Source organism: Oleiphilus sp. HI0079 (genome assembly GCF_001635105.1).
In genome coordinates this window covers 1-15,709 of record NZ_LWFT01000190.1, presented here as the reverse complement: position 1 = coordinate 15,709, position 15,709 = coordinate 1, and the positions used below count along the sequence as shown (strand labels likewise).

General features: G+C 47.8%; 16 protein-coding genes. 7 read left to right on the top strand and 9 right to left on the bottom strand.

Annotation, left to right across the window (positions count from 1 at the left end; translation table 11 throughout):
* Positions 1-268 (bottom strand): PIN domain-containing protein (locus A3750_RS02765; RefSeq protein WP_156498335.1); only part of this gene is annotated, 268 nt, incomplete at its 3' end.
* A gap of 115 nt (positions 269-383) precedes the next feature.
* On the opposite strand from A3750_RS02765, the gene A3750_RS02760 reads away from it, so the two are divergent.
* The gene (locus A3750_RS02760) at positions 384-674 is read left to right on the top strand and encodes a DUF2782 domain-containing protein (RefSeq protein ID WP_068454127.1); all 291 of its coding nucleotides are present in this window, start codon (positions 384-386) and stop codon (positions 672-674) included.
* A gap of 142 nt (positions 675-816) precedes the next feature.
* Positions 817-1,170, top strand: coding sequence for a hypothetical protein (locus A3750_RS02755; RefSeq protein ID WP_068454124.1), 354 nt, complete (start codon positions 817-819; stop codon positions 1,168-1,170).
* A 237-nt stretch (positions 1,171-1,407) separates the two neighbouring features.
* Here the strand turns inward: A3750_RS02755 and A3750_RS02750 are convergent, their stop codons facing one another.
* The 5 genes from A3750_RS02750 to A3750_RS02730 all read right to left on the bottom strand — a co-directional run bounded on the left by A3750_RS02750 (position 1,408) and on the right by A3750_RS02730 (position 5,727).
* Positions 1,408-2,103 (bottom strand): hypothetical protein, encoded by a 696-nt coding sequence (locus A3750_RS02750; RefSeq protein ID WP_156492328.1) that lies wholly within the window; start codon positions 2,101-2,103, stop codon positions 1,408-1,410.
* A gap of 400 nt (positions 2,104-2,503) precedes the next feature.
* Complete coding sequence (locus A3750_RS02745; RefSeq protein WP_068454119.1) at positions 2,504-3,088, bottom strand: hypothetical protein; 585 nt, start codon at positions 3,086-3,088, stop codon at positions 2,504-2,506.
* 2 nt (positions 3,089-3,090) lie between these two features.
* Positions 3,091-3,846, bottom strand: coding sequence for a hypothetical protein (locus tag A3750_RS02740; protein ID WP_068454116.1), 756 nt, complete (start codon positions 3,844-3,846; stop codon positions 3,091-3,093).
* Between the two features lie 100 nt (positions 3,847-3,946).
* On the bottom strand, positions 3,947-4,693 hold the full coding sequence (locus A3750_RS02735; protein ID WP_068454113.1) for a nucleotidyltransferase family protein: 747 nt from the start codon (positions 4,691-4,693) through the stop codon (positions 3,947-3,949).
* The gene (locus A3750_RS02730; RefSeq protein ID WP_068454110.1) at positions 4,690-5,727 is read right to left on the bottom strand and encodes an aminoglycoside phosphotransferase family protein; all 1,038 of its coding nucleotides are present in this window, start codon (positions 5,725-5,727) and stop codon (positions 4,690-4,692) included. The genes A3750_RS02735 and A3750_RS02730 overlap by 4 nt, the downstream gene beginning before the upstream one ends.
* 201 nt (positions 5,728-5,928) lie before the next feature.
* On the opposite strand from A3750_RS02730, the gene A3750_RS02725 reads away from it, so the two are divergent.
* The 4 genes from A3750_RS02725 to rsmA all read left to right on the top strand — a co-directional run bounded on the left by A3750_RS02725 (position 5,929) and on the right by rsmA (position 11,430).
* Complete coding sequence (locus tag A3750_RS02725) at positions 5,929-8,199, top strand: LPS-assembly protein LptD (protein ID WP_068491732.1); 2,271 nt, start codon at positions 5,929-5,931, stop codon at positions 8,197-8,199.
* Positions 8,200-8,209: 10 nt separating this feature from the next.
* The gene (locus A3750_RS02720; RefSeq protein WP_231871684.1) at positions 8,210-9,544 is read left to right on the top strand and encodes a peptidylprolyl isomerase; all 1,335 of its coding nucleotides are present in this window, start codon (positions 8,210-8,212) and stop codon (positions 9,542-9,544) included.
* Entirely contained in the window at positions 9,545-10,531 is a 987-nt protein-coding gene (gene pdxA, locus A3750_RS02715; RefSeq protein WP_068465830.1) for a 4-hydroxythreonine-4-phosphate dehydrogenase PdxA, read from the top strand. It abuts the gene before it with no gap.
* A gap of 95 nt (positions 10,532-10,626) precedes the next feature.
* On the top strand, positions 10,627-11,430 hold the full coding sequence (gene rsmA / locus A3750_RS02710) for a 16S rRNA (adenine(1518)-N(6)/adenine(1519)-N(6))-dimethyltransferase RsmA (RefSeq protein ID WP_068458130.1): 804 nt from the start codon (positions 10,627-10,629) through the stop codon (positions 11,428-11,430).
* On the opposite strand, the gene A3750_RS02705 is transcribed toward rsmA, so the two are convergent.
* Complete coding sequence (locus A3750_RS02705) at positions 11,427-12,809, bottom strand: aminoacyl-tRNA deacylase and HDOD domain-containing protein (protein ID WP_068458128.1); 1,383 nt, start codon at positions 12,807-12,809, stop codon at positions 11,427-11,429. The genes rsmA and A3750_RS02705 overlap by 4 nt on opposite strands.
* Before the next feature lie 404 nt (positions 12,810-13,213).
* Between A3750_RS02705 and A3750_RS02700 the strand changes: the two genes are divergently transcribed.
* Entirely contained in the window at positions 13,214-14,266 is a 1,053-nt protein-coding gene (locus tag A3750_RS02700; protein ID WP_082873180.1) for an AraC family transcriptional regulator, read from the top strand.
* A gap of 79 nt (positions 14,267-14,345) precedes the next feature.
* Here A3750_RS02700 and A3750_RS02695 read toward each other — a convergent pair whose 3' ends face one another.
* Entirely contained in the window at positions 14,346-15,197 is an 852-nt protein-coding gene (locus A3750_RS02695; protein WP_068458126.1) for an SPFH domain-containing protein, read from the bottom strand.
* A partial coding sequence (locus A3750_RS02690; protein WP_068548009.1) for an NfeD family protein occupies positions 15,194-15,709 on the bottom strand: 516 nt, incomplete at its 5' end. The genes A3750_RS02695 and A3750_RS02690, both read right to left, overlap by 4 nt.

Here is a 15,709-nt window from a genome sequence, read left to right as displayed (position 1 = left end):
TCTGGCTGCGCAAATCCTCCGGCATAGGAGGGCGATTGGCCTTGTAATCGGGATACATGTCGTGACGAAAGTTTTTGCCTTTTGCATCAAAGACAACAATGATTTTTGATTCGGGATAGTCGCTAACGAGGCGACGAATCATGTTGATGACACCTTTTATCGCTCCGGTAGGCTGGCCCTTGGAGTTGTTTAGAGGCGGGAGTGCATGGTAGGCGCGAAATAAGTACGATGAACCATCGACGAGAACGGCTGGGGCTGTAGCGGTCATTGAATCACTAATTGTTTTGTGGTTTTGAAAGCATGCTATAGTAGGGAAAAACGCCACAAGCTTAAACCTTAAACACCAACAACCCTCGTGTTTTGATTTTCATAAGAAGGATTCCATGACCTCTTCACGCGCACACTTATTTCTTGCCTTACTGTTTAGCCTCTCAATCTGGAGTGCGGTGACCCATGCTGAGGAACCCAGAACTGGTGAGCAGCCTGACATTGTTATTCGTGAAGAAGAGAATAAAACGTTCTACGAGTATCGTGTTGGCGGTGTGCTGAAAGAGATAAAAGTGGTTCCAAAAATTGGCCCCGTGTATTACTTGGTACCTGCCGACGGGGATGGTTGGATTCGTGAAGAAAAGTCTCAGATGCTGGTACCAAAATGGGTTTTGTTTGAATGGTAAATAAAACACCAAAAAGTTAGAACTTAGTATGAATATTCTAAAACTGCTTGGTACGATTTCCTCAACTTAGGTAGTTGCTGCTTTTAAAAAAAGAGCACTGGCCGAGGAGTCTTTCATCTAGGATATTTTTAGGAGAGTTATCATGGCTAAGATCAAAACTTACCAAGAGCAAGTTCAAGACGTAGTAGCAAAAGCAATCGACGCAGTAGAAGGTCAGTACAAAGCACTTGCTGGTGCATCTTTCGGTTACGCTGAAAAGTACTACAACGTTGAAACTGTTAAAACCAAGCACGACGAAGTTATTGCTCTTGCAACTGACAAAGCACGTGACGTAAACAAGCTTGTTGGTTCTTATGCTGGCGACCTTATCGCTAAGTTTGAGAAAGAAGAAGCGCCAAAGAAAGCAGCAGCTAAAAAGCCTGCAGCGAAAAAAGCTCCGGCTAAGAAGCCTGCAGCGAAAAAAGCGCCTGCTAAAAAAGCAGCAGCAACTGCTTAAGCATCCGCTTAAATAGTGATTGAAAAAGGAGGCCCATGGCCTCCTTTTTTTATGCCTGTCTCATATTGATCTAGATTAACTTCATGAGAAGAGATCCCTTTATCCGCCGAATTTGCAGTGTCTTCGTATCAGTTAACGCATCACAGCGGACATGTTCAATATGGCGAGATCACAGCGATTTTGGTTAAAAGCGGGCGTCGCACAAAATAAATGCACACCCTTTTCCCTAAGCTCCCTTCATTGATTAGGTTGATATGCAGTCGACAAAAATCTTCGTATGTTTTTATAAGAAAGCAAAAAAGTGGACGCGTCTATTTGATCAGAATACAGGTAGACCTCTGCTAGCAGCCCCATATAAGCTTGATACTCGAGAACGTGTCGATCAAATGAGGATTGGCATGTTTCAGAAACAATACTGAAATCGAACCCACTTCCTGCGTTTAAAGTACGCAGGAGCTTTGAAGCTTCATTCAATCTGTCTTCCTTAGTGCTTCTAAGACCCACAACTGCAATATTTAACTTTGATAACTCATGTGCTAGCGGGCATCGATTGACAGCCCAGCCATAGTACATGTGGGACAACTCCATCAAGTTCGACACTAACGTTTCGTGTCGTTGGCTATCTTTTTTTAAAAAATGATTTGCTGATACTAATGCCAAACGAACACAATGCTCGCTGCGCTCAGTGCATAAATTTTCTTTGACATAGCCTGCCAAAGGAGGAGGTAAGTGCGTTACGACCGCATTGACTAACAATAAATCTTCATCTTCTAGGTTGACTTCCGATTTAAGGACTTTAAAAAACAAGTCTTCATCTGGAAAAACGTTCAGTATTTCTGCCTTTGCTCGCTGATCAATGTAAACGGCATAAAGCGCGACACTTACAATAACAACAAGCACGACAAATGATATTACTCGCAAGAAATCGCTCAATTTGCTCACTTCTCCTTTCAACTACCCTTTTTATCTTTCGACAAAGACAAGAGTGAAGCACCGGGAGCGAAAGGACATTGGTGAAGGCTATTGAAATAACAACTAATCGCTTGGTAATTTTTATAGTGCACTAACCACTAATCCCTGTAATGAATAAATATCTTTTTCAAGGATAAAGCACCGAGCGATATATGTCTGCTATTTGGTGATAACTGACGCAGAGGTGCGAAGGATTTATAGCCCGCTAAAGAGGATGCGCGGATGTCGTTATAGTAAGGAATAGAACGCTGTTCTTTTTTGCAAATCGATGCTTGAAGGCAGTCTATCAAGAGTTTGATCTCGGGTGGTTCCTGAAGTGCCAACTTACTATTACTTCAATGCGGAATATTTCTCACTTTCGTTATTGCACGATACTCATGTTTAGCCCAAAAGCACTCAGGTATTTCGTTAAGGAGCGCTCTCTATTTCTGTGCAAGGTTTGCATCTGCACGCCGTGGGTAAACTCCACTTCAGTATTTTTTCGTTCTTTTAACTCAAGCGTCGCTGTGGCGGGTAGCTTCAGATCGGCAAAAAGCGCATCCATTGTGTGCTTGCCTGCTCGGCTGAGCAGGTAATCGCCTTCTGAGAATAATAAGTCGGTGCGGATTGCGATGCTCGGAGAGGCTTGAGGCGCACTTATGATTATACGACCCTTGAGGTTTAATTGTTCAACGCGTTCGTTAAGCGTATTGGAGGGCCAAGTTACTTCGATTGCTGCATCGCTAGACGTCTCGATAGCGTTTTCTGCTTTTGATAAATGTAGAGCGTTAGAGTCGATCGTGCTGATGGGCAGCGCATTAGAAAGCATATGCTGAACGCCGCTAGCCTGCGCGGCGATTAAGGCCAATACAAAGAGTACGGCCAGTGTGATGGGCCTGGTATTGTCGGTCGCCTGAGACATATATGGGGTGATCTGACTCTGAGCAAAGCCTGTTTGAACACGCATGTTTACGATGCTCTTTGCCCACTAAAGAAAGAGCTGTTCTTTTGCCTCGTTGCTTTCGCTACCGATCTTGGCTCAACGGCGCGAACATTTTTTAATACCTCTAGACCATTGGTCATGCCTTCGAGTTGCGCCCTAATTTGTGCAGGTGTTTTGTGTTGCAGGATCATGATCAGGCCTTCTGCTGACAAGCGCAGTGTGTGATCTTCAAGTTCCAGCATGGCCCACAGCTTAAGAGAGAGAGTTTTTAATACCAATGTATTCAATAGCAGGGCGAATGCGAGTGCGATGAGAGCTGGCATGCCGATGATTCCTGCACTTTCTGTGCTGTCAGCGGAGAGTTGAATGATCAAGGTGCAGACGGAAACCAGTAACGCAACTGGTAGCAGGTTTGAGTTAACCCCCTCAATCATTGCAATAGTTTTCTGGCGCTGTTGACGGGTGCTTTCAATCTGCCAGCTTAGTGTCTGTGTCGCATCTTCTTCAGAGTACTCTTCTCGCGCGGCGATCAGGCCTGTGCGCACGAGGCTTTTATCCATCGTCGCAAGTTCTTTATCGATGAGCGCAAACTGTTTACGAAACCATAGTTTTGAGAAACCGACGACTTGAACGATGATGCTCTGCTCGTTTGATTCGGGCTCTTTTAAGTCACGTTTTAGGGTTGCGGGTAATGCTTTGAGCGATGCCCAAGAGTGATTAATGACGATAAGGAGGCACGATAACAACAAAAGCGTTGCGATGCCGAGGATGCTTAGCCACATAGGTTGCTCCTAAGGTAGTACAAATTTCTGACACAAAAACAGCGATATTGTGAAAGAAGCAATTATTGCGCCTAAGATGGTTGGCTAACGTATAAATCCGCTATGTTAGTTGGCTTTGCGTGTCTTTGTCGTGACGTAGGCGTTGATCAAGTTGGTTGAGTCGTTCTGGTGTGCCAACATCGAGCCAGAATGCACGCATTTCTGAGCCGTAAAGACCGCCTTGTTGCGCGAGCTGTCTTAGGATGGGGCCAAGCGGTGCCGGGCCGGGTGGCAATTGGGTAAACACACTCGGGCGGTACAAGCCGATTCCGCTATACGTGCGTGCGTTATGTGCACTATCAGCTTGGTCAGCTTTGATTGATAGGCGCGCACAGCCAGTGTGATCCATCCCGTGGATGTCGAAATCGCCGGAAGGATTGTGACAGGGGTTTTGGCAGAGCAACAGGTTTGCCTGCACTTGGCGGTGCGCATGGAGAGCATGATCCAGCCAAGGGCTTAAATCTTCTTCAAAATAGACATCGCCATTAATGAGCAAAAAAGGCGCATCGTTTTTCGTTTTCAGGGACGCAAGCGCGTTGACGATGCCGCCGGCCGTTTCAAGAAGAGCCTTCTCAGGATAAATGTCGATTTTTAGACGGTGTTGCCAGTTCTGTTCCAAGTGGTCAATAACAAGGTGCCCAAGCCAGTGTGTATTGATGGCGACGCGCTCAACTCCGAGAGATTCAAGCCTCTCTAGATGATAATCAATCAATGGTTTTTGGGCGGCTTTCAGAAGCGGCTTTGGGCAGTGGTCAGTGAGTGGCCGCATGCGCGACCCCAGACCTGCTGCCAGTATCATCGCTCTCATTGTGTTGGCTCTAGCGTATGCGATGCGACGAAGTCCAGCATTGGCTGCTCAATTCGGTGTTTCAGTAGTGCGTGCAGGTTGTGCAGTTCGTTATGCCGCGCGGTTTGCGTCAGTATGTAGTTAAATGTTCTTGGGATATCGTTAAGATAGCCAAACTTGCCGTCGCGCAGGGCGAGTCTTGCGAAAATACCTGCGGCTTTCATATGACGCTGAATGCCCATGAGATCGAATTGCTTGAGGAAACTCGCTTCGTTCTCTTCGCGCACAGCTTCAATGGTCGATGTTTGTTTGTAGTTGAGCGCTAATTCTTTGACCAAAGTTGGATTCAGCTCGATATAACAATCGCGTAGTAGCGAGACTAAATCATAGGTGACAGGGCCAAATACGGCGTCTTGAAAGTCGATGATCCCCACTTTTCCAGACGGCAGAGACATTAGATTTCGCGAGTGATAATCTCGATGAACCGCACACTGCGTTTGCGAAAGCGCACTTTCTATGAGCGCTTCAAACGACTGCTCTATGGTGGCTTGCTCGCTTTCAGTGAGCGAAATGTGCAGTGCTGTGCCAATGAGCCAGTCCGTGAACAAAGCAAGTTCTCGTTTGAGAAGTGCGCGATCATAGGTCGGGAGATGCTTTGCGCCCCGGAGATCCTGAATACCCTTAAGTGAGTGAATCGCGCTTGTGTAGACGGAGTGCTGTTCTTCGAGAGGTTTTTTGTCCACCATTTGAAACAGCAGCGTGTCGCCAAAGTCTTCAAGAAGTAAAAAGCCTTGCTCTAGGTCGATGGCGAACAGCTCAGGTAGGAGAACACCCTGTTCACGCCATGCTTTTGTGATTTCTACAAACGGGTGGCAATCTTCTTTTTCGGGTGGCGCATCCATCACGATGAAACTTTGGTTGTTCGAGTTCTTGACGCGAAAATAGCGTCGAAAACTGGCATCTCCAGCCACGCTCTCGAGAGGCGGTGTTGGCGTTGTGTGATTGGGTAGGTTGGCGCGCAACCAATCGTGTAACTGCTCGATTCTTTCTGGCATCAAAGGAGGGTTCCGTAAGGCGCGTGTTATTTAATCTTTTTGCGCTAAAGTTAGGCGTAATCCAAGCATCCTAATCAAAAAGTTAAATGACATCAAAGGTGCCAGAGTTTATCATTCAAGAAGTTCCTATCCCCCTCTTAATTGCCCTGAATCTGTTCGAGGTTTTGCATGTGCCGTAAGTTGAAGCAGTGTTGCTTCTTGATGCCGCTAACGCTGTTGGCATGCTCGGTAGCATTTGCGGAAACGCGCGGAGAAACTGAGCCTGCAGGTGCATGCAGAAAGCCTGAGCTTCCCGTTCTTTATAAGTCTTCTCCCAGCGATCAGGCGGAAACCTTAGATATTGATCCAACCGTCACGGTGCATGCCAATTCTGTTGAATATCGCGAGAACAATCGATTGGAGCTAGAGGGCCAAGTTGAGATCAGCAAACAGGGGTATTACGCACGCAGTGATACGGCGGTTATTGACCAGTCTAAGAACGAGGCTGCACTTGAGGGGCATATTGTCATTCAAGGTCCGCAAATGCATATGACGAGCGACTCGGCAGAAGTCAATTTGACGGAAGGCAGTGCAACGCTGCACAACGCTGATTTTATTGAGCCCGAGACAGGCCTGCGTGGTCGCGCTGAGATGATTGATCAGCAGGATGAGTTGCATCTAACGATACGCGAGGGAACTTTTACAACGTGTCAGGAAGAAGTGCCGGATTGGTCGTTTAGTGCCTCTGAGATTGAGTTAGACCAAGAAGAAGGCGTCGGTTCAGCGAGTCATGCGCGATTCAATATTCTTGACGTGCCCGTGCTCTACGTGCCGTGGTTTACCTTTCCGATTGACGATCGTCGAAAGTCTGGTTTTTTGTATCCGACGATCGGAACGTCCAATGTTGACTCTGGCCTCTACGTGTCGACTCCCTATTATCTGAATCTTGCACCGAATTATGATGCAACGATTACGCCCAACTGGATTGGGGGGCGAGGCGCGTATGAAGAAGTCGAGTTTCGTTACATGGGCGATATCCATCAATCCCGAGTATCGGGTGGCTATATCGATGAGGATAAGGCCTATAAGAGCGAACAGATTGATCTCGGTAATGTTGACGAGAACGGCCAGCGCTGGGGCTTCAATATTGAGCAGGACTGGAAGCTTGATACCTTGTACACCGACACCATCGGTTACTTGAATTACACGCAGATTAGTGATGATGATTATCTCGACGATTTAGATCAAGGCTTGCAGGTAGCGAGTAAGGACATGCTTGATCGCCGCTTCTCTGTCCGGCATATCGGTGAGCGCTATCAGTTTGAGGCGTTGTTTCAACAATATAAATCTTTGAGTTCGAGCACGCTGCCATCTGAGCAGTCGTATCAGCGTTTGCCTGAGTTAAACCTCTCTATTTTTCAGCCGTATAAAACGCTCGATTTAGATTGGGATAGCCAATACGTTTATTTTTATCGTGATCAAGATCAATTGGTTGGAGATGAGCTTGTTCGCGGATCCCGGGCTCGGCATCGGCCGACTGTGTCCGTCCCTTGGCGCAATAGTTTTGCTCATGCAAAACCGAGCGTGAGTGTTGATCACACGGATTACTATTTAGAGGACTGGTCACAAACTGATAAGCATGCAGGCAGAACCATTCCGGTGTTTGAATTTGATGCAGGAATGGCGTTCGATCGAACGCCAACCCTTTTGCCAGAAAGCTACACGAATAGTCTCGAGCCTCGGCTTTACTATGTTTATAGCGATTATGTGGATCAAAGTGATTTGCCCAATTTTGATTCGTCTATCCCGAGTTTTAATTACGATAATTTGTTTCGTGCAAACCGTTTTACCGGGGGAGACCGAATTAGTGATGAAAACCGCCTCACTTTGAGTGTGACAAGTCGCTATACCGATTGGGATAGAGGGCTCGACGTCGTCAGCCTGAGCCTGGGACAAGTTAGCCAGTTTGAGAGGCGAAAAGTAACGTCAGGCCAGAATCAATCTATATTGGATGGCGAGTCGATGCTCGCCTCTGAAGTAACCGTTCGGCCAGATCATTTGTGGACCCTGCGATTCTCCAATTTGTGGGATGCGAGCAAGAATGAAACCGAAGAGAGTGTGAGCAGCGTTTCTTATCAGAGCCCGAATAATCAAAGCGTTGTTAATATGGCCCATCGCTTTCGTCGTGGTGAGATTGAACAAAGCGATGCGTCTGTCATCTATCCCATGAGTTCGGAGTTCAGTGTGTTAGGGCAGTGGCGCTATGCGTTAGATGAGAATCGCACAATTGGTACTTTGGCGGGCATAGAGTACACAAGCTGCTGCTGGCGAATTCAAATGCTTGGTCAGCGCTATTTGACCGATACCAGCGAGATGGACAACGGTATTCTTTTCCGCTTCCAGTTGCGCGGCCTAGGCGGGTTTGGAGTAAACGATTCGAAGATGGATAGTCTGATTCCTGGCTACCAGCGTCGAGAAGAAGAAATTAATTAAGGTAATGATCATGTTTCAGAAGCGGATGACGGCTTCCGTTAAATCTTTTGTATTGGTACTGCTTGTTTTGATGCAGTTTGCCGGAACGGTGCGTGCGGCAGAATCTGTGTTGCTCGATCGCGTTATTGCGATTGTGAATGATGACATTGTCATGGAGTCTGAACTGCAGCATCGTCTGCGTCAGATTTCTGGGCGTTTGATGCAACAAGGGACGCGCCTCCCACCACAAGCCGTGATGAATCAACGTGTTCTCGAACAGCTAATTTTAGAAAGTATTCAGCTCCAGCTTGCCCAGCGAGCAGGTATTCGCATTAGTGATACTCAGCTTAACGAAACGCTGGTAAATATTGCGAAATCAAATGGCATGACATTGCAGCAATTTCAACAGCAGCTTGCGTCTGAGGGTGAAACGTACGCTGCTGCTCGGGAGCAGATTCGTCGGGAGATGATCGTTACGCGAATTCAACAGCGAGAAGTCGATCGCCGTGTTCGTGTATCGGAACAAGAGATTAACAACTTTCTTGATTCGCGCGAGGGACGAGAGCGTTCAGGCGTCGAATACTATTTAGGGCACATTCTGATTTCGGTGCCTGAGAATCCAAAGCCGGAACAAGAAGAAGCGGCCTTGCAAAGAGCTGAAGATGTTCTCAAAGAGCTGAAAGAGGGTGCGGACTTCCAACAAATGGCCGTAGCTCGGTCAGACGGTCGGCAAGCTTTAAATGGCGGTGTGATTGGGTGGCGTAAAGAGAATGAATTGCCATCAATAGCATCGGATGTTTTGCCTAATCTCGAGAAGGGTGAACCTTCTGAGCTGATCCGCTCAACGAGTGGCTACCATATTATTACAGCATTAGATAAGCGTGGAGGCTCGGAGCAGTGGGTGAAGCAGCGTCGAGCGCGCCATATTCTGATTGCGCCCAGCGAAATTCGCAGCGATCGTCAGGCCAAAGAGATCATCGACAAACTGTATGACCGAGTGAGTAATGGCGATGACTTTGCTGAGCTCGCACGTTCCAATTCCGATGACCCCGTTTCTGCCATTGATGGAGGCGATTTGGACTGGGTAAGTCCTGGTCAAATGGTTCCTGAGTTTGAAGAGGTAATGGCGCAAACACCGGCTGGAGAGACCAGTAAGCCATTTCGTTCGCCTTATGGCTGGCACATTTTGCAAGTACTGGAAGAGCGTGATCAAGACATTGGTGCGATGGTTCAGGCAAATCAAGCGAGACAACTTATTTATCGCCGCAAGTTTGAAGAAGAACTCGTGCTTTGGTTGCAAGAGCTTAAGTCTGAGGCCTTTATTGAAGTAAAGGACGAGAAGTACCAAGTTGAGGAGGCGAGTTAATTGGCTACGCCAAAACCGCTCGCAATTACACCAGGCGAACCTTCGGGGATTGGGCCAGACCTTGCGCTCATGCTGGCTCAGCAATCTTGGCCAATACCCTTGGTTTTTATTGCAGACCGAGACCTTCTAGCGCAGCGGGCTGATGAACTAGGGCTTCCTTTTAAGGCGTTTGAGTACCCTTGTTCTATCGACAGAGAGCTAAGTCGGGGCGAAGCATATGTTTACAATGTGCCGCTTAAAGAGCCGGTTCAAGCCGGCGCTCTCAACCCAGAGAATGCCCAGTATGTGCTCGATACCTTAGATGTCGCGATTGATGGAACTCTGAACGAGATGTTCTCTGCCATTGTGACAGGGCCTGTTCATAAAGGTGTTATTAATGATGCGGGCGTACCTTTCTCCGGTCATACCGAGTATTTGCAAGATAAGTGTGGGGTGGAAAGAGTTGTGATGATGCTTGCAAATGGTCGCATGAAAGTAGCGCTTGCAAGCACTCACTTACCTTTAAAGGACGTTTCTGCTGCAATTACTTATGACGCATTGAAGCAGGTTATCGATATTCTTATTGCCGATATGCGGCAGAAGTTTGCGGTAAATGCACCTCGGGTTCTGGTTGCTGGCTTGAATCCGCATGCAGGAGAAGGTGGCCACATGGGACGAGAAGAGATCGATGTGATTGAGCCGGTAATGTCGGAATATCTCGGTCAGGACGTGTCGCTGGTTGGGCCGTTGCCTGCCGATACGCTGTTTACCCCCAAGTATCTGGATACCGCTGATGCGGTACTCGCCATGTATCATGATCAAGGGCTGCCGGTGCTGAAATATGCGGGCTTTGGTGAGTCGGTGAACATTACGCTTGGTCTACCCATTATTCGCACATCCGTCGATCATGGTACGGCTCTTGATCTTGCGGGTTCCGGCAATATTGACGCCGGGAGCTTTAAGGCGGCTGTTAATATGGCTGTTGAGATGGTGAGCGCGAAGGCGTGATCTAACTCTGATCTTAGACAGGTCTAGAGCAGGCGGCTGTTATTCTCGGCATTCTATTCTAAAGTTCAATACGATTATTTTTATAGGCTTCTAACATGGCTAAGAGCAGGAAATCAGCAGGTCATCAGGCGCGTAAGCGCTTTGGGCAGAACTTTTTAAGTGATGATGCTGTGATTGCGCGCATTGTAAGTGGTATTAATCCGCGTCATGGCGACCGTATGGTTGAAATCGGGCCAGGCCTAGGGGCGTTGACAGAACACTTGTTGGATGGCCTTGATGGAAAGCTTCAAGTGGTGGAATTGGATCGGGATTTGATTCCCGTTCTACGCACGAAGTTTTTTAATTATCCCGACTTTGAGATTCACGAAGCAGACGCGCTCAAGTTCGACTTTAATGCGCTTGCCGATGAAGAGCACCCTTTGCGGGTTGTGGGTAATCTGCCGTACAACATCTCTACACCGCTCATCTTTCATTTGCTTAGCAACATCACGCATTTGAAGGACATGCACTTTATGCTGCAAAAAGAGGTCGTAGAACGGATGGCGGCGGTTCCGGGGCAGTCTCTTTATGGCCGACTGGGCATTATGACTCAGTACCATTGCCGTGTTCAGCCCCTGTTTATTGTTGGGCCAGAGGCATTTGAACCTGCTCCAAAAGTGGAATCTGCGATTGTTCGCCTGACGCCACACACTGAATTGCCGCACCCCGTTGAATCGATTGATCGACTGCAAGCGATTGTTAAGACCGCGTTTACGAAAAGAAGAAAGACACTTCGCAATGCCTTGGCAGGAGTGATTGAGCTAGAGGCGCTGGATGAGCTGAATATCGACCCAGGCTTGAGACCGGAAAATCTAAGCCTTGGTCAATATGCTGCGCTTGCGAACTGGAAGCCTTCTTAGCCTTTCATCATGCCAGCCATCCCGGTAACTTCATCGGGGTGGTCAACGAGAGGAGCTAATGCGGCCATCGCGGTTTCTTCCGATATGCCAAAGTACTCAAAGGTTTCATGGGGAGGCGTATTGATTGTCTGAGGAATTACTCCGAGCTTTCCGAGCATGTATTGAGTGAGATGCAACACCTTCGGGTATTGGCAAAATTCGCCTTCATACGCCGGATTTTTTTGATGCCGAATCGCCGCAACTACCTGATCAGGTAGAGACCATACATTCATCAAAATGGCACCAACCTGCTCGCCTGTCAGTTCGAGACAGTGTGCTTCAATTAGAGAGGAGTCAACGTGCGGATTGGCCTCTCGATAGCGACAAATCAGCGAGTGATGCGGCGGGAATACGTGCGCTAGGACTAGATAACCAAAGTTATGCAACAACCCTGAGAGATAGGCCATACCGAAGCTTGGGCGGTAGGCCGGTTCGATTTTGCTGATCAATGCGGTTGTTCCCAATGCCATCCACAATGCTTTTTGCCAGTAGGGGGTGAATCCCTCGGGTTCGTTCTCTGGAAGATTTAGCGTTTTTCCAAGCGATAAGCCCATCGACAGGTTCATAACCAAGTCAAAACCGAGAACGCGAATAATGGCATCATGCACCGACTTAATATTACCTGGTGCGCTGTAGAACGAACTCGAAGCCCAGCTAACGACTTGCGCGGCGAGGCTCGGGTCTTTCTCTACAATGGTAGAGAGTTCTTCACTGCTCGCGTCTGGGTCTGCGCGCAAACGAATTATATCTTGTGCGCTTTGAGGAAGTGGCGGAAGCTCTAAGGTATCTTCTATGCGCTGCTTGATTCTTAGCGACGTAAATTTCTCAATTGCCTGCACGATCTCTTCACGGTCTTTCTCCGCTTCGTCATGCCGCTTTATGTCTGAAATCAGACGCGTAAAGGAATTCTGTTGGCCCTTAACCAGCATGTCGTTGAGCAGGCTACGCTTTATTTTTAATAACTGGTCCGGTTCGCCGACATCGAGGAATGCATACTCAGAGTTGTTCTCTGTAAGGGAGCTATCAACAATGGGAGGGATGCCTGTAATATCCGGAATAGCGGGTATCGCACGCAGCTCATATTGATCGAGTAGGCCTTGTAGATCACTTTGCTTGATGACTTTGAGCTCTCGGCCCATGACACGATTTAAGGTGTCGATGTTTACAATGCGGTCTGCGGGATAGACTACCTGAGCTCGGCCCAATGCGTCAGACATCAGGACAAGGCAAACACGCTCTTCGTCTTTGACGCCTGCGCGACGAACTAGCTCTGGTGTTTCATAATCACTGCGATCTGAAAATTGCGCGATAGATTGGGTAATAATTGCTGGAATGCTCATGGTATTGCGTGCTGCTCCTTGACCTGATGCTGATAGACGAATAGTCCAAGTTGACTCGTCTATATTGAGTGTAGATCAAGAACGCGGTGACGCGAGCTTATCAATATCGCGGGACAGAAAATACAGAAACAAAAAAGGCGCGTCGATGACGCGCCTTTAGAAAAGCCTGATCTCTAACTAGTTCCAGAAGTACATCTGTGACAGATAATCTTGCAGAGCCTGCACATTTTGCTCTTCTTGTTCGTTGTGTGGTACAAAAATTTCCATAGCGATTTCTCCAATATTGTCGCAAGGTGAATTTAACCTCTGGAATGAAATACTACGCACAATAGACCTGTTGTTCTTGACTTGAAGCACCAAGTTATTGACGATTTGTATCAACCTTTAACAATAAGAGCACATTGATGCCTCCTTCCGACAGTCCGCAACAAAACGCACCAAAGACCGCGTTTTACAGTGCGCAGGCGCATACCTGCAAGATCTTGTGCGACTACCTTATCCGCAAGGGTTATGAAGCGTCGAAGTTGAGTGACGTCCTTGACTTGAAGCTCGATGACCTAGATACCGAAGAAGCCCGAGTGAATCTCGATCGCTATTATGCGCTTTGGCGCGAGGCCGTTGAATACACGGGCAAGCCTGACCTTGCGCTTCGATTGGCAGCGAGAAATGTCATGGAAGGTATGGGATTGGTGGGACATGTCTTCTTCAACTGTAAGACGCTGAAACAGGCGCTTGAGCATTACCAACGTTACTACCAACTGGTCAATCAAAGTATCGAGATAAACATACTTGAGCGCGGTGATGAGGCCGATATTCAATACTCCGTCAAAGACGGGTTTGAGTATTGTCGCTACGAGATGGAATATAGTCTGACCATCGCGGCGCATAGGGCAAAGCGCTTGCTTCAAAGCGGCCTTGATATGCGTTACGTCGCCTTTGCTCATGCCGAACCGGATTATCCGGAGGAATACGAGAAAATGTTTCGTTGCCCAATTAAGTTTGGTCAAAGCCATTCCGAAATCGCGTTTGATGCACATTATCTTGCCTATAAAATGCCGCGAAACAGCCCTTCGCTCTATAAAGTACTTACCGCGCACTTAGATCGCTTACTTAGTTCGTTGGGGAAGGGCGCTTCGGTAGCGAGCAAAGTTGAAGCAATTGTGAGCAAAAAGATTTCAGATGCCGAGCTAGATGCGGACTACGTTGCTTCTCGGCTTAATATGAGCCGAAATACGCTCTACAGAAAGCTCAAAAAAGAGGGCGTTGCGTATCAGGATATTGTGGATGGCGTTCGTGCTGATTACGCCATTCAGCATTTGAAATCAGGAGAATACAGCATCACCGAGCTGACGTTTATTCTCGGTTTCTCAGAGGTTAGTGCTTTCAGTCGCGCTTTTAAGCGCTGGACAGGGCAAACGCCGAATTCTTACGTGAAAGGTGACGCGTCTCAGGGTTAAAGCCGGCGCCGGGTTTAGGTGGTTTTTCGAGCAAAAAAGAGGGACGAAAGTCAAAAGCGATGTCCCTCGTTTGCGCGTTTTATCCTGTTGTTTTGAGCAGCTTGCGCGCGGTCTCAGCAAGGTCTGCGGGGTAAACAATGGTTTTCGCGTTAGGAGACGCGGCAAGACCCTCCATGCTATTAATGTACTTTTCACCCAATAAGAACATGGCAGACATGTTTTTATCACCCAAGGAGTTGGTGACCAGCTCAATGGCCTCTTTTTGGGCATTTGCAAGAACGATTGCGGCTTCGGCATCCCGTTTTGATGCCTCCAAACGACCTTCCGCTTCTAGAATTTGCGCATCACGCTGTCCTTCTGCTTCGGTAACGGTCGCTCGCCGAGAGCGCTCAGCAGACGCTTGAGCTTCCATCGCTTCCTGCATGGTGACGCTAGGCGATATATCCTGGATCTCGACTGTCTTTAGATTGATACCCCACTCTCCTATCTGTTCAGAGAGGCTGGCGGAGAGCTTCGCTTTGATCTCGTCGCGCGATGACAAGGTTTGGTCTAGGGCCATCTCACCGATGATTGAACGGAGCGTTGTTTGGACGAGGTTTTGAATCGCGAACTCGTAATTCTCAACGCCGTAGACCGTTTTGCGCGGCTCCATAATCGCAATGTACGCGACGGCATTGGCACCGATTACCGCGTTATCACTCGTAATCACTTCTTGTTTGGGAATCTCTAAAACGATGTCTTTGGTTGTTAACGTGTATCGCGCTACGTCAATAAATGGCACGATAAAACTCAAGCCTGGGGTGAGTGTACTTTGGTATTTGCCAAGTCGCTCGACGACGACTTGCATGCCTTGCGGCACCATCACAATGCTTTTGAAAATAGCAACGAGGACGATCGCGGCGATTAAGCCTGCGAGAATAAGACTGGTCATATCAAAGCTTCCTTTTTCTTTTCTACGATTAACAAGTGGTTTTCTTCAACGGAGACTATGCGAACGGTATCGCCCAATTTTAACGCTTGATCGCAGCGGTAGTCCCAAATCTCTTTGCCTTCCACTGGGATATTAAAGCGAAGCTTACCCGGTTGGCTGGCTTCGGTATTAAACGTGACATAGCCGAGTTGCGTATTCATGGCGGTTTGCAGGTCATGGCTTGTGGATTGATCGCCAATTTTCGGTTTAACGACCTTAAACCAAACGATGACATCAACTGCGCTCAGGCCGGCAAAAATAAGAACTTCCTGATAGGTTGCAAGTTCAACCAAGTAGGCGATGCCACCTGTAAATACGGCGGCGAGTCCAATCAGTAAAAACACGAAGCTTGGAACGAAAAATTCGACAAGGCTTAGCAGAAGGCCAATTGCTGCCCAGTGCCATGGCTCAAGTTCTATCATTAGGTCATCCTTTACGGTGGATAAAGCGAGAAGTTTTACAATAACGAAGAA

Excerpts from the sequence above, each read along its gene's own strand:
- A3750_RS02700 (WP_082873180.1), top strand. The coding sequence starts at position 13,214 with ATGCCTCCTTCCGACAGTCCGCAACAAAACGCACCAAAGACCGCGTTT.
- A3750_RS02730 (WP_068454110.1), bottom strand. The coding sequence starts at position 5,727 with ATGCCAGAAAGAATCGAGCAGTTACACGATTGGTTGCGCGCCAACCTA.
- A3750_RS02735 (WP_068454113.1), bottom strand. The coding sequence starts at position 4,693 with ATGAGAGCGATGATACTGGCAGCAGGTCTGGGGTCGCGCATGCGGCCA.
- A3750_RS02725 (WP_068491732.1), top strand. The coding sequence starts at position 5,929 with ATGCCGCTAACGCTGTTGGCATGCTCGGTAGCATTTGCGGAAACGCGC.
- rsmA (WP_068458130.1), top strand. The coding sequence starts at position 10,627 with ATGGCTAAGAGCAGGAAATCAGCAGGTCATCAGGCGCGTAAGCGCTTT.
- A3750_RS02695 (WP_068458126.1), bottom strand. The coding sequence starts at position 15,197 with ATGACCAGTCTTATTCTCGCAGGCTTAATCGCCGCGATCGTCCTCGTT.
- A3750_RS02720 (WP_231871684.1), top strand. The coding sequence starts at position 8,210 with ATGTTTCAGAAGCGGATGACGGCTTCCGTTAAATCTTTTGTATTGGTA.
- A3750_RS02755 (WP_068454124.1), top strand. The coding sequence starts at position 817 with ATGGCTAAGATCAAAACTTACCAAGAGCAAGTTCAAGACGTAGTAGCA.
- A3750_RS02760 (WP_068454127.1), top strand. The coding sequence starts at position 384 with ATGACCTCTTCACGCGCACACTTATTTCTTGCCTTACTGTTTAGCCTC.
- A3750_RS02745 (WP_068454119.1), bottom strand. The coding sequence starts at position 3,088 with ATGCGTGTTCAAACAGGCTTTGCTCAGAGTCAGATCACCCCATATATG.
- A3750_RS02740 (WP_068454116.1), bottom strand. The coding sequence starts at position 3,846 with ATGTGGCTAAGCATCCTCGGCATCGCAACGCTTTTGTTGTTATCGTGC.
- A3750_RS02705 (WP_068458128.1), bottom strand. The coding sequence starts at position 12,809 with ATGAGCATTCCAGCAATTATTACCCAATCTATCGCGCAATTTTCAGAT.